We start from the raw sequence: 21,473 nt of genomic DNA on the forward strand, positions 1-21,473 counted from the left end.
GGCCCAGCGCGCCCCAGCCGAGGGCCGCGGTCACAAGGGTGCCCGCCGCGGCGATCCAGAACGGCGCCTCCAGCGCCTGGGCGCGCGGCAGGGGCCCGTCCAGCAGCCGCATCGTCAGGCCCGACAGAACCAGGCCCAGCGGGATCATCCCCCAGGCCAACAGCCGGTAAATCGCATTGACCCGGCCCAGCAGCGCATCGGGGATCATCCGCTGCCGGGTTGAAACCGAGACGGTGTTCCAGACCAGCCCGGTGAATTCGAACGCCACCATCACCAGCGCCAGCGCCCAAGGGCCCGGCACCAGCGCGATGGCGGCAAAGGTCGGGGCCGAGGCGAGCAGCATCCATTGCGCCGTCCGCGCCGGGCCCAAGGCGCGCACCACCCGCTCGCCCAGAAGTCCGCCCGCGATCCCGCCCAGGGCGCCCGCGGCCAGGATCAGCCCGTAAGCCTCGGCTTCGATGCCCAGGTTCTCTTGCGCATGCAGCAGAAGCGCCACCATGACCATCTGGAAGAACAGGTTCCACAGCCCGGTCAGCCAGGCCAGGGTGCGCAAAAGCGGCGCGGCGCGCAGGAAGGCCAGCCCCTCGGCCAGTTCGCGCCGCCAATGCCGGGGCGCGCCCGAGGCGGCAGGGCGGAAGCTGCCGGCGATCCGCCACAGGATCATCGCGGCGCAGCCATAGCACAGCGCATTGACGGCGAAGGGCAGGGGCACGAAGGCACCGATCAAGAGCGCCCCCAGCGCCGGGCCGATCAGCGCATTGCCGATCAGTTCCACGCTCCACAGCCGGCCATTGGCCTGTTCCAGCCGCGCGGGCGGCACCAGGGCGGGCAGCATGGTCTGGGCGGCATTGTCGCGAAACACCTCGGCCGAGCCGACCAGCAGGGCCGCGATCATCAGCGCCGCAAAGGCCGGAACCGAGGCCAGGCCTTCGGCCGGCGCGGGCGGCAGGGGCAGGGCCAGAAGCAGCGCCAGGGCGACGCCGGCAAAGCCCGCGGCGCGCAGGATATCCATGGCCAGGATCAGCCGCCGGCGGTCGACCCGGTCGGTCACCACCCCCGCGATCAGCGCCAGAAGCGGCCAGGGCAGGCGCAGCGCCACCGGCACGGCGGCGATCAGCATCGGATCGCGGGTCAAAAGCGTCGCCACCCAGGCCCAGGCCAGCGTGGCGATCCCGTCGCCCAGATTGGTCAGGCCGCTGGCGGCGATGAAACGCGAAAGTGTGGACCCAAGCATCCCTGCCCCTTTTTCGGGTCAGAATGACCAGCGCCCGGGCAAAGCGCAAGGCCCGCGGCTTGCGCCGCGGGCCGCTGATTTTCGTCGAAAATCAGATCTGTCTTACAGGGTCGGATACAGCGGGAAGCGGGCGCACAGCGCTGCGACCTCGGCCTTCACCTTGGCCTCGACCTCGCCATTGTCGGCCTCGCCATGCGCGGCCAGCCCGTCGACGACCTCGACGATCCAGCGGGCGATCTGGCGGAACTCGGCCTCGCCGAAGCCGCGGGTGGTGCCCGCCGGCGTGCCCAGGCGCACGCCCGAGGTCACGAAGGGCTTTTCGGGGTCAAACGGCACGCCGTTCTTGTTGCAGGTGATATGCGCCCGGCCCAAAGCGGCCTCGGCCGCCTTGCCGGTGACCTTCTTCGGCCGCAGGTCGGCCAGGCACAGATGGTTGTCGGTCCCGCCCGAGACGATGTCGATCCCGCCCTTCATCAGCTCATCCGCCAGCGCCGCGGCATTGGCCTTGACCTGGGCGGCATAGGCCTTGAATTCCGGCCGCAGCGCCTCGCCGAAGGCCACGGCCTTGGCGGCGATCACATGCATCAGCGGGCCGCCCTGCAGGCCGGGGAACACCGCCGAGTTGATCTTCTTGGCGATATCCTCGTCATTGCACAGGATCATGCCCCCGCGCGGGCCGCGCAGCGACTTGTGGGTGGTCGTCGTCACCACATGCGCATGCGGGATCGGCGAGGCATGGACGCCCCCCGCCACCAGACCGGCGATATGCGCCATGTCGACATGCAGATAGGCACCGATCTCATCGGCGATGGCGCGGAAGGCGGCCCAGTCCCATTCGCGGCTATAGGCGGTGCCGCCGGCCAGGATCAGCTTCGGCCGGGTCTCAAGCGCCTTGGCGCGGACCTCTTCCATGTCCAGCCGCTGGTCCTGGGCGCGCACGCCATAGGACACCACGTTGAACCACTTGCCCGACATGTTGACCGGCGAGCCATGGGTCAGGTGGCCGCCCGAATTCAGGTCCAGCCCCATGAACGTATCGCCCGGCTTCAGAAGCGCCAGGAACACGGCCTGGTTCATCTGGCTACCCGAATTCGGCTGCACATTGGCGAAGTTGCAGCCGAACAGCTGCTTGGCGCGTTCGATCGCCAGGGTTTCCGCCACGTCGACGAACTGGCAGCCGCCGTAATAGCGCTTGCCCGGATAGCCCTCGGCATATTTGTTGGTCAGGACCGAGCCCTGCGCCTGCAGCACAGCCAGCGAGACGATGTTCTCCGAGGCGATCAACTCGATCTCCTCGCGCTGGCGCCCAAGTTCCGAGGTGACGGCACCGAACAGGTCAGGGTCGCGGGAGGAAAGCTCTTCGGTGAAGAAGCCGGTGTCGCGGTGGGGGGCGTTCATGCACGTCTCCGTATCGGATGGCTGGAGGATGGGCGGGGTTTTAGACCGGAACCGGGCGCGGGGAAAGGCGCGAAAGCGACGCTAGGTCGGGCTGCGGCGAAATCGCCCGGCGGGCCGGGGTTTTGGCGGGGCGCGTATCCGGGGTTGAGTTCGGCCGCCGCAGCGGTGATGCTGCCGCCGCGCGGAGGGCAGAATGCAGGGCAGGATCAGGTTCACGGCGTCCGAGGCGCCGACGGCGCAGCAAGCGCTGTTACGGCTTATCGCGCGCTATGGTCAGGCGGAACCGGCGGCGGCGCGGGTGATCGTGGCGCTGGGCGGCGACGGCTTCATGCTTGAGACGCTGCATTCCGATGTCGCCCGCGACCTGCCGGTCTACGGGATGAACCGCGGCACCATCGGCTTCATGATGAACGCCTTCTCCGATGCCGATCTGCCCGAACGGCTGGCGGCGGCGGAAGAGGCGAAGATCAACTCGCTGCGCATGCTGGCCGAGGATGCCGATGGCCGGGTGACCGAGGCTTTGGCGATCAACGAAGTGGCGCTGTTGCGGCAGGGGCCGCAGGCGGCCAAGCTGCGGGTGCTGGTCGATGGGCGCGAAAGACTGCCCGAACTGGTCTGCGACGGCGCGCTGGTGGCGACGCCCGCGGGCTCGACCGCCTATAATTACTCGGCCCATGGTCCGATCCTGCCGATCGGCGCCGATGTGCTGGCGCTGACGGCGGTCGCGGCCTTCCGGCCCCGGCGCTGGCGCGGCGCGCTCTTGCCCAAGACCGCCGAAGTGCGGCTGGAGGTGCTGGAGCCCGGAAAACGCCCGGTCATGGCAGATGCCGACAGCCGCGCCTCGGTGCGCGATGTGGTCTCGGTCACCGTGCGCTCGGCGCCGGATGTCACCCATCGCATCCTGTTCGACCCCGGCCATGGGCTGGAAGAGCGGCTGATCAACGAACAGTTCGTCTGATCCCGGCCAACATCTTTCCCGGCCCGGATGGCCTTCATTTGTCCGAAAATATCCCGGGGGGAGGCGCAGCCGGGGGGGCAGAGCCCCCCTCTACCCGGCCTTGCCCGTCACGCCACGGCCCCAGGCATCGAGCTTGCGGTAAAGCGTCGAGGGCGAGATATCCAGATCGCGCGCCGCCCGCGGCACCGAGCCGTCATGGCGCTCAAGCGCGGCCTCGATGGCGCGGCGCTCGATCTCGGCCAGGGTCAGCCGGTCCCAGCCGGCGGGCAGTCCGGCCGGGGCCGGGCCCGCCGCTGCCATCCCTGCGGCCATCCCGCCCGCCATCCCCGCCGCGGCGGCGGGCCCCGCCAGCGGCAGGGGGGCCAGATCCGGCTTCGGCGTCTCGTCCAGTGTCTGCTGCAAAAGGAGGGGCAACATGGCGGGCGTCACCACCCCGCCCTCGTTCAGCACCACCACATTGCGGATCACGTTCAGAAGCTGACGCACATTGCCGGGCCAGTCCTGCGCCAGAAGGAAGGCCTCGGTCTCGGGTGACAGCCCGTCGAAGCGGCGGCCCTCTTCGGCGGCGAAACGGTCCAGCGCGGCGGCGGCGATTTCCACCACGTCGCGGCCGCGATCGCGCAGGGGCGGCATGTGGATCGGCACCACATACAGCCGATAGAACAGATCCTCGCGGAACTGGCCGCGCCGCACCGCCTCGACCGGATCGCGATTGGTGGCGCAGACGATGCGGACATTCACCTTGCGCGGCCGCACCGCCCCCACGGGCTGGATGGTCGAGGTCTGCAGGAAGCGCAGCAGCTTGGTCTGCAGCGCCGGCGCCATCTCGCAGATCTCGTCCAGAAACAGCGTGCCGCCATCGGCCGCGGCGGCGGCACCCGGCTTGTCGGAAATCGCCCCGGTGAAACTGCCCTTCATATGGCCGAAGACTTCGGATTCCAGCAGATCGGGCGGGATCGCGCCGCAGTTCAGCGCGATGAACGGGCCCTGTGCGCGCGCTGATCCCGCATGCACCGCCAGGGCGGCCAGTTCCTTGCCCGTGCCGCTTTCGCCGGTGATGAACACCGTGGCCATCGAGCGCGCGACCGAGGCGATCACCCGATGCACCCGCGCCATTGCCTCGGACGCACCGATGAAGCCCGTCCGTGCGGCCACATCGGCGGCGGGCCGGCGGCGGTTGCGCTCGGGCGTGCCGGTTTCGCGGGCGCGGCGGCTGGCCTCGTCGGCGGCGGCCCGGATCGCCGACAGGAAGCGCGTCTCCTCGAAGGGTTTCAGCAGAAAGTCATGCGCGCCCGCCCGCATCGCCGCGACGGCGCGGTCGACCGAGCCATGGGCGGTCATCACCACGATGCAGGTGTCGGGCGCGCGCGCCAGCATCTGGTCCAGCAGCGTGATCCCGTCGGCATCGGGCAGCATCAGGTCCAGCAGCACGACCGGCGGCAGAGTGGCGCGGAACAGCCGCATCCCCTCGGCCGCGGTCGAGGCGACCTGCACCGAAAACCCCGCCGCGGTCAGGACCGAGCGGTAGACCATCTGCAGCGAGGGCGTGTCCTCGATCAGCAACAGCCCGGGCGGGCCGGCAGAGACGGGCGGGGTAGGGGCGGGGGGCGGGGTCATGATCGCTCGTGCTGCAGACTGGCCAGCCGGCAGGACAGTTGCGCCACCGCCGCCAGGACCGGCTGGGCAAGCCCGGCAAGGGTTTCCGGATCGGACCCGGGGGCCGCGCCGGACGCAGATCCGGCGCCGGGCTGCGCCTCGGCATGGGCGGCGGTGTTCAGCGTGCGCGCCGCACTGGCCAGACGCAGCGCGCCCACCGATCCGCCGACGGCGATCAGCACATGGCTGGCCGCGCGCAGGGCCGCCCGGTCATCCTGCGGCAGCGCCAGCTCGATCTGCCGCGCCGCGCTGTCCAGATCGGTGCGGATGCGGCGCAGAAGCTCGGGCGCGTCCTGCGGCCCGGCCAGCTCCAGCAGCCGCTGCAGCCGTGTCGGATCGTCCTCGGGCGGCGGCCGGTCGGCATCGCGCCGCGCGACGATGCGCTCCAGCGCGGCACTGGCCGCCGTCAGGTCCTTGCGGTCTTCGCCCTGCAGATGCTGCGCCAGATCGGCCAGCCCGCTGCGCAGCCGAAACAGCGCGCCCGAGATGATCTCGGGCGTCCCGCCCTGGGAAGGCGCAGGACGATCGCCGCGTCTGCGTGAACTCATGTGCCGTCCAATCCCCGAGGCGCGCCAGATGCCAATGCGGCCTAGGCTGCCATCAGGGCGACGGCAAGTCCAGATCCTGACCGGCGCCGGCGCGCCGGTCTTGGGGTTTCGCGCGCCTAGCCTTTCGCCAGCCCGATCCCGCGCAGCGCCGCGGCGATTTCATCCAGGATCGCCGGGTCGTCGATCGTGGCGGGCATCTTCCAGTCGTGCCCGTCTGCGATCTTGACCATGGTCCCGCGCAGGATCTTGCCCGAGCGGGTCTTGGGCAGGCGGTCCACCACCAGAGCGCGCTTGAAATCGGCCACCGGGCCGATCCTTTCGCGCATCAGGGCCACGCATTCCTTGACCACATCGGCCGGAACGCGGTTGGCCCCCTTGTTCAGGCAGAGGAAGCCCAGGGGCGACTGGCCCTTCAACTCGTCCGACACACCGATCACGGCACACTCAGCCACATCGCTGTGGCTGGACAGGACTTCCTCCATTGCGCCGGTCGATAGGCGATGGCCCGCGACGTTGATCACGTCATCGGTGCGGGCCATGATGTAGAGATAGCCATCCTCGTCCACGTAACCGGCATCCCCCGTCTCGTAATAGCCGGGGAAGTGGTCGAGGTAACTTTTGCGAAACCGCGCTTCGGCATTCCACAGCGTGGGCAGCGTGCCGGGCGGCAGCGGCAACTTGACGGCGATGGCACCCAGCGTGCCGGGGCTGACCGGATGGCCGCCCTCGTCCAGCACCTGAACGTCGAAGCCGGGCATCGCCACCGAAGGCGAGCCGATCTTGACCGGCAGCGGCTCGATCCCCATCGGGTTCGCGGCAATGGCCCAGCCGGTCTCGGTCTGCCACCAATGGTCGATCACCGGCACCTTCAGATGCCGCTGCGCCCAAAGGATCGTATCGGGATCGGCGCGTTCGCCGGCCAGATACAGCGTCTTCAGCGTCTTCATGTTGTATTCGGTGACGAATTCGCCGGCCGGATCCTCGCGCTTGATCGCGCGCAGCGCGGTGGGCGCGGTGAACAGGACCTTTACCTTGTTCTCCGAGACCACGCGCCAGAAGGTGCCGGCATCGGGCGTGCCGATCGGCTTGCCTTCGAAGACCACGGTGGTGCAGCCGGCCAGCAGCGGGCCATAACAGATATAGCTGTGCCCCACGACCCAGCCCACATCCGAGGCCGCCCAGAACACATCGCCCGGGCCGCAATCATAGATCGCGCGCATGGTCCACATCAGCGCCACCGCATGGCCCGCGGTCGGGCGCACCACGCCCTTGGGCGCGCCGGTCGTGCCCGAGGTATACAGGATATAGGCCGGGTGGTTGCCTTCCACCGGCACGCAATCGGCGGGCTCCACCCCGTATTGGAACGTGTGCCAGGCCACATCGCGGCCTTCGGTCAGCTTGGCCACTTCCTGCTCGCGCTGGAAGATCACGCAGAAATCGGGCTTGTGCTTCGCCGCGTCGATGGCGGCGTCGAGCAGCGGCTTGTAATGCACGATCCGGTTCGGCTCGATCCCGCAGGAGGCGGCGATGATCGCCTTCGGCGTGCAATCGTCGATCCGCACCGCCAGTTCATTGGCGGCGAACCCGCCGAAGACCACCGAATGGATGGCGCCCAGACGGGCGCAGGCCAGCATCGCCTCCAGCGCTTCGGGGATCATCGGCATGTAGATGATGACGCGGTCGCCCTTTTCCACGCCCTTGGCGCGCAAGGCCCCGGCAAGGCTGGCGACGCGGCTTTGCAATTCCTTGTAGGTGATGCCCTTTTTCAGATGGGTGACCGGGCTGTCATGGATGATCGCCAGCTGATTGCCGCGGCCCGCCTGCACATGGCGGTCGACCGCGTTCCAGCAGGTGTTCATCATCCCGTCGGTGAACCATTCATACAGGGGCGCGCGGCTGTCGTTCAGCGCGGCCGTGGGGCGTTTGGTCCAGTCGATCGCGCCGGCGGCATCCATCCAGAACCCATCGGGATCGGCCTTCCACTTGCCATAAATATCCGCGTAACCCATCACAGCCCTCCCCCTTGCTGCCCCTCCAAGGCGCTCTTTGTGTTACGGCAGGTCCGCGGGCTGACGCAACGCCGTTACCGGAAACGGTCGGGCGCTTGGGCAAAATCTTTGCAGAAATGCGGAGAATCCGGATGCGAAGTTTTGCAAAGCCCCGCCTGCTGGCAAGTTCGCGGCGAAGTGGGGCCGGATTTGCAAATTTTCCGCGAGAGGTTGCGAAGAGGTGCCGGCGACTCACCCCGGGCGTTGGCGCTTGGGGCAGGCGCCGGGGGCGCTGCCCCCGGGCCCCCGGGATATTTTTGCAGAGAGGAAGGCGGCAGGCCTTTTGGGGGCGTGGCCTGGCTGTCTAGCTGTAATGGGCGACGGGCGTGCCGGCGATGGCCGACATGTTCAACAACCCGCGCGTGGTGATCGAGGGGGTGACCACGTGGGCGCGGTTGCCCATGCCCATCAGGATCGGCCCGACCTCCAGCCCGCCGGCGCGCAGCTTCAGGATGTTGCGCGCCGCATTGGCCGCATCGGTGAAGCCGAAGATCAGGATATTGGCCGCCCCGTTCAGCCGCGAATTCGGGAAGATCCGCGCCCGCAGCTCGGGGTCCAGCGCCGCATCGGTGCTCATCTCGCCTTCATATTCGAAATTCACCTCTTGCACGTCGAGGATTTCCAGCGCCGCCCGCATCCGCCGCCCGGAATCGCTGTCGAGATTGCCGAAATTCGAATGCGAACACAGCGCGACCTTCGGCGCCAGGCCGAAGCGGCGCACATGCCGGGCGGCGCCGATGGCGCTGTCGGCGATCTGTTCGGGCGTGGGGGCCGCGTTCACATGCGTGTCGGCGATGAAAAGCGGGCCCTCTTCCTGGATCATCAGCGACAGCGCGCCCTGGGGGCGCAGACCGCCGCGGGCCAGGATCTCGCGCACATAGCGCAGGTGCCAGGAATATTCGCCATAGGTGCCGCAGATCATGCTTTCCGCATCGCCCCGATGCACCGCGATCGCCGCGATGGCGGTGGAATTGGTGCGCAGTACGGTGCGGGCGATGTCGGGCGTGACGCCGCGGCGTTCCATCAGCTCGTGATAGGTCGACCAGTAATCGCGATAGCGGCCGTCGCTTTCCGGGTTCACGATCTCGAAATCGCGGTCGGGGCGGATCGGCAGGCCGGCGCGCTCGGCCCGGGTGGCCATGACCTCGGGCCGGCCGATCAGGATCGGCTTGTCGGTGGTTTCTTCCAGCATCGCATTGGCGGCGCGCAGCACGCGTTCATCCTCGCCCTCGGCAAAGATGATCCGGCGGGTGGCCTGGCGGGCGGCTTCGAAGACCGGCCGCATGATCAGCGCCGATTTGAACACCGAGCCGTTCAGCCGTTCCTTATAGGCTTCCAGGTCGCTGATCGGGCGCGAGGCGATGCCGGTTGCCATGCCGGCCTTGGCCACCGCCTTGGCGACGACGCCGATCAGCCGCGGGTCGAAGGGTTTGGGGATCAGGTAGTCGGGGCCGAAGGTCAGCGTCTCGCCGTGATAGGCCGCCGCCGCCTCGGCCGAGGTGGTGGCACGGGCCAGCGCCGCGATGCCTTCGATACAGGCCAGCTCCATTTCCTTGTTGATCGTGGTCGCGCCGATATCCAGCGCGCCGCGGAAGATGAAGGGGAAGCACAGAACGTTGTTGACCTGGTTGGGAAAGTCGCTGCGGCCGGTGGCGATGATCGCATCGGGCGCGACCGAGCGGACCTGGTCGGGCAGGATTTCCGGCGTCGGATTGGCCAGCGCGAAGACGATGGGTTTCGGCGCCATCTTCGCCACCATCGCGGGCGTCAGCACCCCGGGGCCCGACAGGCCCAGGAACAGATCCGCCCCCGCGATCACCTGATCCAGCGTGCCGGACTGGTGCCCTTGGGCGAAATTGGCCTTTTGCGGCGTCATCTGCTCGGTCCGGCCGTGATAGACCAGGCCGGCCAGGTCGCAGAGCCAGATATTCTCGCGCCGCACGCCCAGCTTCACCAGCATCTCAAGGCAGGCGATGCCGGCCGCGCCGCCGCCGGTCGAGACAACCTTGATCTGGTCGAAGCGCTTTTCGGCGACGATCAGCGCATTGGTGGCGGCCGCGCCCACGACGATGGCCGTACCATGCTGGTCATCGTGGAAAACCGGGATGTTCATCCGCTCGCGGCAGATTTGTTCAACGATGAAACAATCCGGCGCCTTGATGTCTTCCAGGTTCACCGCGCCGAAGGTCGGCTCCAGCGCGCAGACGATATCGGCCAGTTTATACGGGTCGGGTTCGTTCACCTCGATGTCGAAACAGTCGATATTGGCGAATTTCTTGAACAGGACCGCCTTGCCTTCCATCACCGGCTTCGACGCCAGCGCGCCGATATTGCCCAGGCCCAGCACGGCGGTGCCGTTTGACACCACAGCGACCAGATTCCCGCGCGAGGTATAGCGCGAGGCGGTGGCGGGATCGGCCTGGATTTCCAGGCAGGCCTCGGCCACGCCGGGCGAATAGGCGCGCGACAGGTCGCGGCCATTGGCCAGCGGCTTGGTGGCGCGGATCTCCAGCTTCCCGGGCTTCGGGTATTCGTGGTAATCCAGCGCGGCCTGCCGCGTCGCGGCGCGGGCCTCGTCGTGGCGGTCTTCGCTCATGACACCCTCCCATAGGATGGTTCAACCTTAAACCATCTATAACGCCGCGCCAAGCTGCGGCGATCCACAACTCTTTCTCGGCCGGCTTGCAAATCCGGCCCCCGTCGCCGCATGCTGCGATCAAAGCGGAGAGATCGACATGACGCAAACCCGGGCCGAGATTCAAGTGCCGACGACCAGTCTGCGAGAGGATCTGCCCTTTTTCACCAAGGTGCTGGGGATGCGGCTGGACATGATCTATCCGGCCGACAATCCGGCGGTGGCGGTGGTGTCGGGCCATGGGCTGCGGCTGCGGCTGGAAGAGGGGCCGGGCGCGCCGGTGCGGCTGCGGATCCTGACCGAGACGCCCGAGGCCTTTGCCGATGGCGCGCGCGCGCTGGTGGCGCCGGGCGGCGCGCAGGTCGAGATCGACGAATTGGACCCGCCGCTGGTGCTGCCCCAGACCGAACATGCCTTCGTCGTCCGCCGGCTGGCCGATCAGGCCCCTTGGGTGATCGGGCGGGCGGGGATGATGTATCGCGATCTGGTGCCAAGTCGCCTGGGGGGCGCGATGATCGCCAGCCACATCCGCGTGCCCGATGGCAAGGTGCCGGACATGGTGCATTTCCACAAGGTCGGCTTCCAGCTGATCTTCTGCATCCATGGCTGGGTCGATGTGCTGTACGAGGATCAGGGCGGGATCCGCCGGCTGCATGCCGGCGACTGCTTCATCCAGCCGCCGCAGATCCGCCACCGGGTGCTGGAATCGGGCGACGGCATCGAGGTGATCGAAATCGGGGTGCCGGCCGAGCATATCACCGAGATCGACCATGAGATGACCTTGCCCAGCCCGCATTTCCGCCCCGAGCGCGAATGGGAGGGCCAGCGTTTCGTGCATTCGGTCGGACGCGAGGGTCAGTTCCGGCCCTGGCGCATCCCGGGCTTCGTGGCGCGCGACACCACGATTGCCGAACACACCAAGGGCGTGGCAGGGGTGATGGTGGCGCGGCCCGATGGCCGCGCTGAGGCGCCTTGGGTGCGCCATGCCGGCGACATCCTGTTCGGCTTCGTGATGACGGGCGGCATGGTGCTGATGGGCGAGGGGAAAGACCCGTTCCGCCTGGGGCCGGGCGACGCCTATGTCATCCCGCCCGGGATGGCGACGCGCTTTGCCGAGGTCTCGGACGATCTGGAGATCCTGGAAGTGGCGCTGCCGGCCGATCCGGTGACCGAGGTCGTGCCGGCGCCCTGAGGCGGGGCGCGCTTTCTGGCTGGCGCCGGGGGGCTGTCTGCCCCCCTCGCCACCGGTTTCTCGAACCGGTGGAGAAACCGGGGCTCGCCCCCCGAGGATATTTTTAGACAGATGAAACTTGCTTGGGCAGGTCAGGGGGCGGGGCTGGCTGCGGGCAGGCTCAGATCGGCCACCAAGGGCAGATGGTCCGAGGCCAGCGCGGTCAGGCCGCTGCGCAGCGCCTGGGCGCCGGAGAGGGCGGCGAATTCCGGGCTGACGGCGATGCGGTCCAGCGCGAAGACCGGCGCGCGGGCGTGCCAGGTCGGCCCGCCCGACAGGATGCGGAAGCCCGGCGCCAGCCGGCCGAGCCCGACCTTCAGCGAGCGTTCGTTGAAATCGCCCGCGATCAGCGTGGGCAGGGCCGGGCCTTGGGCCAGGCTGGACAGGATCGCCGACAGCTGCGCCCGGCGCGAGGTGCGCAGCAGGCCCAGATGCACCCCCAGCACCCGCAGCCGCGCCGTGCCCTTGGCCAGCACCGCCTCGACAAAGCCGCGCGGCTCGACCCCCGGCAGGTCGTGATGGCGCAGATCCTCGACCGTGACACCGGGCGCGGTCAGAAGCGCGTTGCCATGCCAGCCCAGGCTGGTGCGGCCATGCTCGAACCGGGCGGGCAGAAGGCCGGTCTCGGCCTGGATCCTGGGCGCAAGCAGCACGGGCGGGCGCGGCGGCAGGCGGAAATCGGCCTCTTGCAGCAGCATGATATCGGGGGCGAGCTGGCCGATCACCTGCATCACCCGGTCGGGATCGCGGCGCCGGTCGGTGCCCATGGCCTTGCGGATGTTCCAGGTGGCGATGCGCAGCGGGACGGGATCGGTCACAGGATCGGGGCTCCGAGGCGGAAGATGCCCTCGACCAGGCGGCGGGGCAGGGGGGCGGAATGCAGGCCCTCGGCGCAAAGCGGCAGAAGGCCCTCGAACCAGTCTTCCAGCGCGGCGGCGCTGGTTGCGTCATAGGCCATCAACACGGTCTCGAAATTCAGCAGCATCGAGCGGACATCGAAATTCGCCGAGCCGATCCAGCCCCAATCGTCGATCAGCCCGGCCTTGGCATGCATCATCCCGGGCTGGAAGCGCAGGATCCGGCAGCCGGCCCGCGCCATTTCGCGCAAGTAGGCGCCGCGGGCCAGATCGGCCGTCCATTGGTTCGACTTCTCGGGCAGAAGGATGCGCACATCGCGCCCGGCCCGCGCCGCCGTGGCCAGCGCAAGCGCCAGCATCTCGGTCGGGACGAAATAGGGCGTGGCGATCCAGACCCGGCTTTCGGCGCGGTGGATGGCCGAGACCAGCCCGTCATGCAACACGTCGCGCGATTCGTCGGGGCCTGCGGGCACCAGTTGCAGCGCCTGGGCGCCGGTGGTGCTGGCAAGGGGCGGGGGCGGTTCCAGCAGCGGGCCGCCGGCCAGGTGCCAGTCGGCCGCGAAGACCTCGGCCCAGGCGCGGGCGATCGGGCCTTCGGCGCTGAAGCTGAGATCCAGCCAGCTGGGCCGGTGATCGGGGCGGAAATAGGCATCTGCCACATTGCGCCCGCCGGCCCAGACCCGGATCCCGTCGACCACCACCAGCTTGCGGTGGTTGCGCAGGTTCAGCCCTCCGGCCCCGCGCAGCGCCAGAACCGGCGAGACGAAGCGCAATTCGCCCCCCGCCTGCACGAAGCGGCGCAGATCGGCGCGCGGGCGGTTGAGGAAGGTGGCGAAGCGGTCCAGCGCCAGGCGCACCGTCACCCCGGCCGCGGCGCGTTCGGTCAGCGCGCGCACGAAGGCGCGGCCGCTGGCATCGTCGGCAAGAATGTAAAGCAGCACTTCGATCTGGCGTTCGGCCTGGCCGATCATGTCTTGCAGCGCCGTGCCGGCCACCTCGGGGCTGGCATGCAGCCGAAAGCGGTTGCCGGTGGTGACGGCCGAACCGCCCAAGCTGCGAAACAGCTGCGCCGCCTGGGGCGGTGCGGGGTCCAGCATCGTCTCGGGTTCGGCGGCGAAGCGGATCTGTTCGGCGCGGCGGCGCTGCTTGCGAAAGCCCAGCGTCAGGAACAGCGGCACCGCCAGGTAGGGCAGGGCGATGATGAACAGGATCCAGGCCACGGCCGATTGCGGGGTGCGCCGCGGCTGCAGCACCAGGATCATCGCCAGCGCGACCAGAAGCACGCCCAGGACGACCAGAAGGTGTTCCAGAAACAGGATCATTCCCGGATGCTAGCCGGGCCCCGGCCCGCGGCCAAGAGCGCACGGGGACGGAAATTTTTGCCGCAACCGCAGTTTCTGGGCCGGGTTGCCTTGCGGGCGGGCGGGACGCTGCCTAGGTAGCGGCGAAATGCCTTGCGTCGTTGCCGGTTCTGGCCGGGATCGGCGCGGGTGGACGGACCGGACCAACCGGAACAGGGACATCATGGAAATCTTTACATATGAGGGCTTCATCGCCCTTCTGCAGGTCATCGGCATCGACCTTGTCTTGGCCGGTGACAATGCCATCGTGATCGGGTTGGCCGCTGCAGGCCTGCCCAAGGAACAGCGCGGCAAGGCGATTCTGATCGGGATCCTGGCCGCCACCGTGCTGCGGATCGGCTTTGCGCTGATCACCACCCATCTTCTGGCCATTGTCGGCCTTCTGCTGGCGGGCGGCATCCTGCTTCTGTGGGTGTGCTGGAAGATGTGGCGCGAGCTGCGCGCGGGGGGCGCGGAAGACCATCACGCCGCGACCGAGGCGCTGAGCGATCAGGACCTGAACGCCGATGGCACCGTGGCCGGCGGCGCGCCGCGCAAGACCTTTGCCCAGGCGGCCTGGCAGATCGTCATCGCCGACATCTCGATGAGCCTTGACAACGTCCTGGCCGTGGCCGGGGCCGCGCGCGAACATCCGACCGTGCTGATCATCGGCCTGGCGCTGTCGATCGCGCTGATGGGGATCGCCGCCAGCTTCATCGCCCGGCTGCTGAACAAGCACCGCTGGATCGCCTATATCGGCCTCTTGATCATCGTCTATGTGGCGCTGAAGATGATCTGGGAAGGCTGGCACGAGGTCGAACCGCTGGTCGTCGGCATGCTGTGATGCCCTAAGGGGAAGACACGAAAAGGCCGCGGAACCAGGGTTCCGCGGCCTTTTTCTGTGTCGGGTCAGAACCTTGTGGGCAGGCAGGCGTCCATGCTGCGCCCAGGCGTCCGGCCGGCCAGCAGATCGGCCACCAGCCCCGCCGTCACCGGCGCCAGCGTCACGCCCAGATGGCCATGGCCGAAGGCATGGATCACATCCGCCCCCCCGCGCGAGGCGCCGATCACCGGCACACTGTCGGGGATCGAGGGGCGGAAGCCCATCCAGCTGCGGTCGGGCGTGGCGGGCAGGTCGGGAAAGACGCTGCGCGCACCTTCCACCAGTTTGGCAATCCGGTGCGCCGAGGGCGGCGCGGTCAGCCCGCCCAGTTCCACCGTGCCCACGGCGCGCAGGCGCCCCTTCATCGGGCACAGGTAGAAGCCGCGCGCCATGACGCAGGAGGGGCGGGTCAGAAGCGGCGCCTGCATGTCCCATTCGACATGGTAGCCGCGTTCGGTGTCCAAGGGGATCGCGTCGCCCGCCATCCGGGCCAAGGCGCGGGAATGGGCGCCGGCGGCCAGCACCACCCGGCGCGCCTTCAGCTGGAAACCGGGGCCGGTCACCGCAACCCCATCGGGGCCGCGCGACAGGGCGGTTGCGGCAAAGCGCAAATGCTCGGCCCCGGTCAGCACCTTCGCGGCCAACGCCTGCATCATCGCGCCGGGATCATCCAGGAAGATCGCATCGGGAAAGAAGGCGGCGCCCGCAAGGGGCGGCAGGCCGGGCTCCAGCTGCGCCAGCTCAGTGCCGTCGATCACCCGGACCGACACGCCCAGCGCCCGGCGGCGGGCCATTTCGGCTTCGGCCCGGGCGGCTTCGGCCGGGCTGCCGTAAAGATACAGGCAGCCGCGCGGATGCAGGATCTGCGTGGCACCAATCCGGGCGGCAAGGTCCTGCCACAGCGGCCCCGCCCCCTTCAGCAGCGCCGCGATGGCCGCGGCATTGCGCGCGGCCGGGCCCGGCAGCGACTGGCGGGCAAAGCGCAACAGCCAGGGCAGCAGCGCCGGCAGCCCGGCATGGCGGATCGCCAGGGGCGAATTGCGGTTCAAAAGCAGCGAGGGCAGCGCGGTCAGCACGTCGGGCGTGCCGACCGGGGCCACGGCATAATCGGCAATCGTGCCGGCATTGCCGTAGCTGGCGCCCATGCCCGGATCGCCCGGGTCGATCAGCGTGACCGTCCGGCCCTCGGCCAGCAGCCGTTCGGCCACGGCCAGGCCGATGACGCCGGCGCCGATCACGGCGATTTCGGTGGTGTGGTGGCGGGTCATCTTCGCGATGCTCCTTAAGTGCCTTCGGCCTTCCGCCGCTTGGACGGAAGGCCGAAGGCTGCGACGCTGGCCGGCCCTTACAGGCAGGCCTCGAACAGGGCGCGGGTGTTTTCCGCCGTCATCTCGATCGGATTGCCGCCGCAGGACGGGTCTTCCAGCGCCATTTCCGTCAACAGCGCCAGATCGGGATCCTTCACCCCCAGCGCGGTCAGGGTTTCCGGGATGGCCAGCGTCTTGCGCAATTCCATCACCGCGGCGCGGAAGCCGTCAAACCCGCCTTCGATGCCCAGATAGGCGGCGGCGGCCTTGATCCGGTCCTCGATGGCCGGGCGGTTGAAATCCAGCACCATGGGCATCACCACCGCATTGGTGGTGCCGTGATGGGTGCCATAGACCGCGCCGATCGGATGGGACAGCGAATGGATCGCGCCAAGGCCCTTCTGGAACGCGACCGCGCCCATGGCCGCGGCACTCATCATATGGCCGCGCGCCATCAGGTCGTTCGGATCGGCATAGACCTTGGGCAGGTTTTCGAACACCAGCCGCATGCCTTCCAGCGCGATGCCCTGGCTCATCGGATGGTAGAACGGGCTGCAATAGGCCTCAAGGCAATGGGCCAGCGCATCCATGCCGGTGCCGGCGGTGATGAACTTGGGCATGCCCACGGTCAGGGCCGGATCGCAGATCGTGACCTTCGGCATCAGCGCCGGGTGGAAGATGATCTTCTTCTTGTGGGTCTCGGAATTGGTCAGCACGCCCGCGCGCCCGACTTCCGAGCCGGTGCCGGCGGTGGTGGGCACGGCGATGATCGGTGCGATGGCATCGGCATCGGCACGCGTCCACCAATCGTCGACATCTTCCAGATCCCAGACCGACAGGCCCGGCTTCTGCCTGGCCATCAGCGCGATCATCTTGCCCAGATCCAGGGCCGAGCCGCCGCCGAAGCAGATCACCCCGTCATGGCCGCCCTTCAGGAAGGCGTCGATGCCGTCGGCCATGTTCTTCTCGTTCGGGTTCGGATCGACATCCGAGAACATCGCCCGGCCCAGGCCCGCCTTGTCCAGGACGTCCAAGGCTTCCGAGGCGATGGGCAGATAGGCCAGCGCCTTGTCGGTGACCAGAAGGGGCTTGGTCAGCCCCGCGGCCTTGGCATGCTCGGCCAGTTCGGCCAGCCGGCCCACGCCGAATTTGATCGCGGTCGGATAGGACCAGTTCCGGTTGGGAACGCCGTGAGACATGTCACACCTTCTTGAGATGATAGGATTTCGCGCGGGTCACCGAATGGTAGCCCAGATAGGACAGGCTGCCGCCGCGGCCGGTATCCTTGCAGCCGGTCCAGCACAGCGCCGGGTCAAGATAGTCGGCGCGGTTCATGAACACCGTGCCGGTTTCGATCTGCGCGCCCAAGTCGGCAGCCGTGTCGTAATCCTGCGTCCAGACCGAGGCGGTCAGGCCATAGGGCGAGTCGTTCATCAGCGCGATCGCCTCGGCATCGTCCTTGACCCGCATGATGCCGACGACGGGGCCGAAGCTTTCCTCGGTCATCACCTTCATCGAATGGTCGACATCGATCAGAACCTGCGGGGCCAGATAGGCGCCGCCATCATCGGCGGCAAAGGTCTTGGGGTCGATCAGCGGCGTTGCGCCCTTGGCCAGGGCCTCGGCGATCTGGTCGCGCACCACGGCGGCGAAGCGCTTGTTGGCCATCGGGCCAAGCGTGGTGTCAGGGTCGAACGGGTTGCCCAGCTTCAGCGCATTGACCCAGGCCGCGGCCTTTTCGGTGAAGGCGTCGAACAGGCTGTCGTGAACGTAAATCCGCTCGATCCCGCAGCAGCACTGCCCCGAGTTGAACATCGCCCCGTCCATCAGCGTGTCGACCGCTGCGTCCAGATTGGCATCGGCGCGGACATAGCCCGGATCCTTGCCCCCCAGTTCCAGCCCCAAAGGCGTGAAAGTGCCCGCAGCCGCCCGCTCCATCGCCCGGCCGCCGCCGACCGAGCCGGTGAAGTTCACGAAATCGAAGGCCCGCGCCCCGATCAGCTTTTCGGTGGTGCCATGGTCCAGCACCACATTCTGGAACACATCCTCGGGGATCCCGGCGGCATGGAAGGCCTCGGCCAGCCGTTCGCCCGACAGAAGTGTCTGCGACGAGGCCTTCAGCACCACCGCATTGCCGGCGATCAGGGCAGGCACCAGGGTGTTGATCGTGGTCAGGTAGGGATAGTTCCAGGGCGCGACGATGAAGACGACGCCCAGGGCTTCGCGCGCGATATAGCGGCGGAAGGCGCTGGAATCTTCAATCACATGCGGCGCCAGCGTTTCGGCGGCGATCGAGGCCATATAGTCGGTGCGGGCGTTCACCCCGCCATATTCACCGCCGAAGCGGGTCGGGCGGCCCATCTGCCAGGCCAGTTCCTCGACCACGAGATCCTTCATCTCGTTCAGCCGCGCGACGCCGGCCTGAACCAGGGCGATCCGCTCGGCCAGCGGGCGCGCCGCCCAGGCCTTCTGCGCCTTGCGCGCGCGGGAAACGGTCGCTTCCGCCGCCTCGGGGGCCAGCGGGATCCGCTCGGCATAGACCCGGCCATCGACCGGGGAGATCAGTTGAATGGGTTTCATCGTCTCACCTTTGTGCGGGCCAGCGCCCGGACTTTCGAAAGGCGGGGTTTCCCCCGCCCTGTCCTTGCCTGAACGTCAAAGCGCAGGCGCGCGCCTTGACGTGAATTTCCGTCGCGGCCTGACTTAGGCCCGTTCCAGCAGCCTTTGCCGTTCGAAATCGGTGACCACGCGGTCGGTTTCCGAGATCTCCCATTTCGCGGCATGGACATAGTGGTCCACAACATCATCGCCAAAGGCGCGGCGCAGCATGGCCGAGCCATCCAGCCGCTCGGCCGCCTCGCGCAGGGTCTTCGGGATCTCGCGCACACCCTGGGCGGCATAGACATCGCCGCTCATCTCGGGTTCCAGCTCCAGCTTCTGCTCGATCCCCTCAAGCCCGGCGGCCAGCAGGGCGGCGCAGGCGAGATAGGGGTTCACATCCGAACCGGGGATGCGGCATTCCACCCGCACCGCCTTGGTGTGCAGCCCGCAGATGCGGAAGCCCGCGGTGCGGTTGTCGGCGCTCCACACCGCCTTGGTCGGCGCGAAAAGCCCGATGCAGAAGCGCTTGTAGCTGTTCACATAGGGCGCAAGGAAGGCGGTCAGTTCCTGGGCATGGGCCAGCTGGCCGGCCAGGAAATGCTTCATCGTGGCCGACATGCCATGCGGATCGGTCTTGTCATAGAAGGCGGGCTTGCCGTCCTTGGTCCACAGGCTTTGATGCACATGCGACGAGGAGCCGGCCTTGTGGTGGTCATATTTGGCCATGAAGGTCACCGACTTGCCGGCGGCATGGGCGATTTCCTTCACTGCCTCCTTGACGATCGTGTGATTGTCGGCGGTGTCCAGCGCGTCGGAATAGCGGTAATTCACCTCATGCTGGCCGGCATCGGCCTCGCCCTTGGTGTTCTCGACCGGGATGCCGGCGCCATACAGCCCGTTGCGGACGGCGCGCATCAGGCCTTCTTCCTTGGTGGTCTGGAAGATGTGGTAATCCTCGTTATAGCCCGAGATCGGCTTCAGGCTGGCAAAGCCCGTGTCGCGCAGGTCTTCATAGCTGTTCTCGAAGATGTAGAATTCCAGCTCGGTCGCCATCATCGCATCGAAGCCCAGCGCCTTGGCCCGGGCGATCTGGCGCTTCAGGATCGCGCGCGGGCTGACGGCCACGTCTTCATGCGTGGCATGGTCTTGCAGATCGGCCAGGCACAGCACCGTGCCGGGCAGCCACGGCAACGCGCGCAGCGTCGACAGGTCGGGCTTCATGACATAGTCGCCATAACCCTTTTCCCAGCTTGAGGACTTGTAGCCGGGGACGGTGGTCATCTCCATGTCCACGGCCAGAAGGTAGTTGCAGCAATGGGTTTCCTTGTGGCCGCCATCGACGAAGAAGGCGGCGTGGAAACGCTTGCCCATCAGTCGGCCCTGCATGTCGGGGGCGGCGACGAGGACGGTGTCGATCTCGCCCTTGTCGACAAGCGTCTTCAGGGCATCAAGGGTCAGGGTTCCGGGCATTACGGTCTCATAAATCAGTGGGTTCAGAGGGGGCGCCACAGCGGGCGCCGCGAAGCGTCGGGCCAGCTCAGGCCCGGGCTCCGGCTCCGGCTCCTCCGAATTCGGGTTTGCGCGGCCAGCAATCCGCCGCGACGGCATGGGTCATCGTCTTGCCTTTCTTCCCCCGAGGGGGGCGGGGCCGGCCGCCAGGCCGCCGGCCCCGGATCGGGGATCAGCTGTAGCGGTAGGGCCGGCCGGCCTTGCTCATCACGTCATTGTATTTCTTGATGATCTCGACAACCTTGGCCTTCACTTCGGATTCCGCCGCGATCTCGTCCCAGAAGGTGGCGGCGGCCTGTTCCACCGTCGCCCATTCCGCATCCGGGATCGAGGTCAGCTGCAGCTTCGGCCCGTTCACCCGCAGATCGGCCTCGCCGCCCCAATACCACCACTGGCGGTAGTAATGCGACTGCTCGAAGCAGACCTTCATCAGTTCCTGCAGATGCGCGGGCACTTCGTTCCAGCGCGCCTGATTGGCGAAGAAATGCCCGATCCAGGCGCCCGAGATGTTGTTGGTCAGGAAGTATTTGGTCACATCGGCCCAGCCGACCGTGTAATCCTCGGTGATGCCCGACCAGGCGATCCCGTCCAATTCGCCGGTCTGCAGCGCGACCTGGATGTCTTCCCAGGGCAGCTGCACCGGCACCACGCCGAATTGCGCCAGGAAGCGGCCGGCGGTCGGGAAGGTGAAGACGCGCTTGCCTTCCAGATCCTTCAGGCTGTTGATCGGATCCTTGGTGGCGAAATGGCAGGGGTCCCAGGACCCGGCCGAGATGTGCTGCACGCCGACCTTGGCGTATTCGTCCTTCCAGATCTGGTCCAGCCCGTACTGGTTGAACAGCACCGGCACATCCAGCGAATAGCGCAGCGCCAGCGGGAAGTAGCCGCCGAACACCGTCACCTCGGTGGGCGATTGCATCGAATCGTCATCCGATTGCACCGCGTCGATCGTGCCCTGCTGCATGGCGCGGAACAGTTCCGAAGTCGGCACCAGCTGGTCGGCATAATACAGCTCGATCTCCATCTGCCCGGCGGCGATCTTGTTGAACGCGTCGATGGCGGGCTTCACCACATGCTCGCCCAGCGCGGCGCCGGCATAGGTCTGCATCCGCCATTTGATCGGCGCGGCCTGCGCCTGAACGGCGGGGGCGGCAAGAGCGGCGGCCCCGGCCAGGGCGCCGGTGCTGAGGAATTTCCGTCTGGTCGTCGTCATTGTTACCTCCGTTGGGATGATGGGGTTCTGAACCGGCGGGTCTTCCGCCCGCCTT

16 protein-coding genes are annotated in these 21,473 nt (G+C 67.8%); 3 read left to right on the forward strand and 13 right to left on the reverse strand.

Going from position 1 to position 21,473, the window contains the following annotated elements; all coding sequences use genetic code 11:
- A partial coding sequence (locus tag K1Y73_RS14620; RefSeq protein ID WP_225029046.1) for an MFS transporter occupies nt 1–1,234 on the reverse strand: 1,234 nt, incomplete at its 3' end.
- Nucleotides 1,235–1,336: 102 nt separating this feature from the next.
- Complete coding sequence (gene glyA / locus K1Y73_RS14625; protein WP_225029047.1) at nt 1,337–2,632, reverse strand: serine hydroxymethyltransferase; 1,296 nt, start codon at nt 2,630–2,632, stop codon at nt 1,337–1,339.
- Nucleotides 2,633–2,825: 193 nt separating this feature from the next.
- Between glyA and K1Y73_RS14630 the strand changes: the two genes are divergently transcribed.
- Nucleotides 2,826–3,590, forward strand: coding sequence for an NAD kinase (locus K1Y73_RS14630; protein WP_225029048.1), 765 nt, complete (start codon nt 2,826–2,828; stop codon nt 3,588–3,590).
- 90 nt (nt 3,591–3,680) lie between these two features.
- Here the strand turns inward: K1Y73_RS14630 and K1Y73_RS14635 are convergent, their stop codons facing one another.
- The 4 genes from K1Y73_RS14635 to K1Y73_RS14650 form a co-directional block, all read right to left on the reverse strand.
- Nucleotides 3,681–5,207, reverse strand: coding sequence for a sigma-54-dependent transcriptional regulator (locus K1Y73_RS14635; protein WP_225029049.1), 1,527 nt, complete (start codon nt 5,205–5,207; stop codon nt 3,681–3,683).
- On the reverse strand, nt 5,204–5,794 hold the full coding sequence (locus K1Y73_RS14640) for a hypothetical protein (RefSeq protein WP_225029050.1): 591 nt from the start codon (nt 5,792–5,794) through the stop codon (nt 5,204–5,206). The genes K1Y73_RS14635 and K1Y73_RS14640 overlap by 4 nt, the downstream gene beginning before the upstream one ends.
- A gap of 116 nt (nt 5,795–5,910) precedes the next feature.
- The gene (locus K1Y73_RS14645; protein ID WP_225029051.1) at nt 5,911–7,803 is read right to left on the reverse strand and encodes a propionyl-CoA synthetase; all 1,893 of its coding nucleotides are present in this window, start codon (nt 7,801–7,803) and stop codon (nt 5,911–5,913) included.
- Between the two features lie 343 nt (nt 7,804–8,146).
- Nucleotides 8,147–10,438, reverse strand: coding sequence for an NADP-dependent malic enzyme (locus K1Y73_RS14650; RefSeq protein WP_225029052.1), 2,292 nt, complete (start codon nt 10,436–10,438; stop codon nt 8,147–8,149).
- Between the two features lie 139 nt (nt 10,439–10,577).
- On the opposite strand from K1Y73_RS14650, the gene K1Y73_RS14655 reads away from it, so the two are divergent.
- Entirely contained in the window at nt 10,578–11,669 is a 1,092-nt protein-coding gene (locus tag K1Y73_RS14655; protein ID WP_225029053.1) for a cupin domain-containing protein, read from the forward strand.
- A gap of 131 nt (nt 11,670–11,800) precedes the next feature.
- On the opposite strand, the gene K1Y73_RS14660 is transcribed toward K1Y73_RS14655, so the two are convergent.
- Entirely contained in the window at nt 11,801–12,526 is a 726-nt protein-coding gene (locus K1Y73_RS14660) for an endonuclease/exonuclease/phosphatase family protein (protein ID WP_225029054.1), read from the reverse strand.
- Nucleotides 12,523–13,887: a phospholipase D-like domain-containing protein gene (locus tag K1Y73_RS14665; protein ID WP_225029055.1), complete on the reverse strand. Its 1,365-nt coding sequence runs from the start codon at nt 13,885–13,887 to the stop codon at nt 12,523–12,525. The genes K1Y73_RS14660 and K1Y73_RS14665 overlap by 4 nt, the downstream gene beginning before the upstream one ends.
- A gap of 202 nt (nt 13,888–14,089) precedes the next feature.
- Between K1Y73_RS14665 and K1Y73_RS14670 the strand changes: the two genes are divergently transcribed.
- Nucleotides 14,090–14,749, forward strand: a complete 660-nt coding sequence (locus tag K1Y73_RS14670; protein WP_225029056.1) for a TerC family protein — start codon at nt 14,090–14,092, stop codon at nt 14,747–14,749.
- A gap of 65 nt (nt 14,750–14,814) precedes the next feature.
- On the opposite strand, the gene K1Y73_RS14675 is transcribed toward K1Y73_RS14670, so the two are convergent.
- The 5 genes from K1Y73_RS14675 to K1Y73_RS14695 form a co-directional block, all read right to left on the reverse strand.
- On the reverse strand, nt 14,815–16,056 hold the full coding sequence (locus tag K1Y73_RS14675) for an NAD(P)/FAD-dependent oxidoreductase (RefSeq protein ID WP_225029057.1): 1,242 nt from the start codon (nt 16,054–16,056) through the stop codon (nt 14,815–14,817).
- A gap of 77 nt (nt 16,057–16,133) precedes the next feature.
- Nucleotides 16,134–17,294, reverse strand: a complete 1,161-nt coding sequence (locus tag K1Y73_RS14680) for an iron-containing alcohol dehydrogenase (protein ID WP_225029058.1) — start codon at nt 17,292–17,294, stop codon at nt 16,134–16,136.
- Between the two features lies 1 nt (nt 17,295).
- Nucleotides 17,296–18,675: an aldehyde dehydrogenase family protein gene (locus K1Y73_RS14685; protein WP_225029059.1), complete on the reverse strand. Its 1,380-nt coding sequence runs from the start codon at nt 18,673–18,675 to the stop codon at nt 17,296–17,298.
- Between the two features lie 123 nt (nt 18,676–18,798).
- Nucleotides 18,799–20,166, reverse strand: a complete 1,368-nt coding sequence (locus K1Y73_RS14690; RefSeq protein WP_225029060.1) for a glutamine synthetase family protein — start codon at nt 20,164–20,166, stop codon at nt 18,799–18,801.
- A 211-nt stretch (nt 20,167–20,377) separates the two neighbouring features.
- Complete coding sequence (locus tag K1Y73_RS14695; RefSeq protein ID WP_225029061.1) at nt 20,378–21,418, reverse strand: TRAP transporter substrate-binding protein; 1,041 nt, start codon at nt 21,416–21,418, stop codon at nt 20,378–20,380.
- Nucleotides 21,419–21,473: the final 55 nt, after the last annotated feature.

It is taken from the genome of Xinfangfangia pollutisoli (genome assembly GCF_020179405.1).
Classification (GTDB): Bacteria; Pseudomonadota; Alphaproteobacteria; order Rhodobacterales; family Rhodobacteraceae; genus Pseudogemmobacter; species Pseudogemmobacter pollutisoli.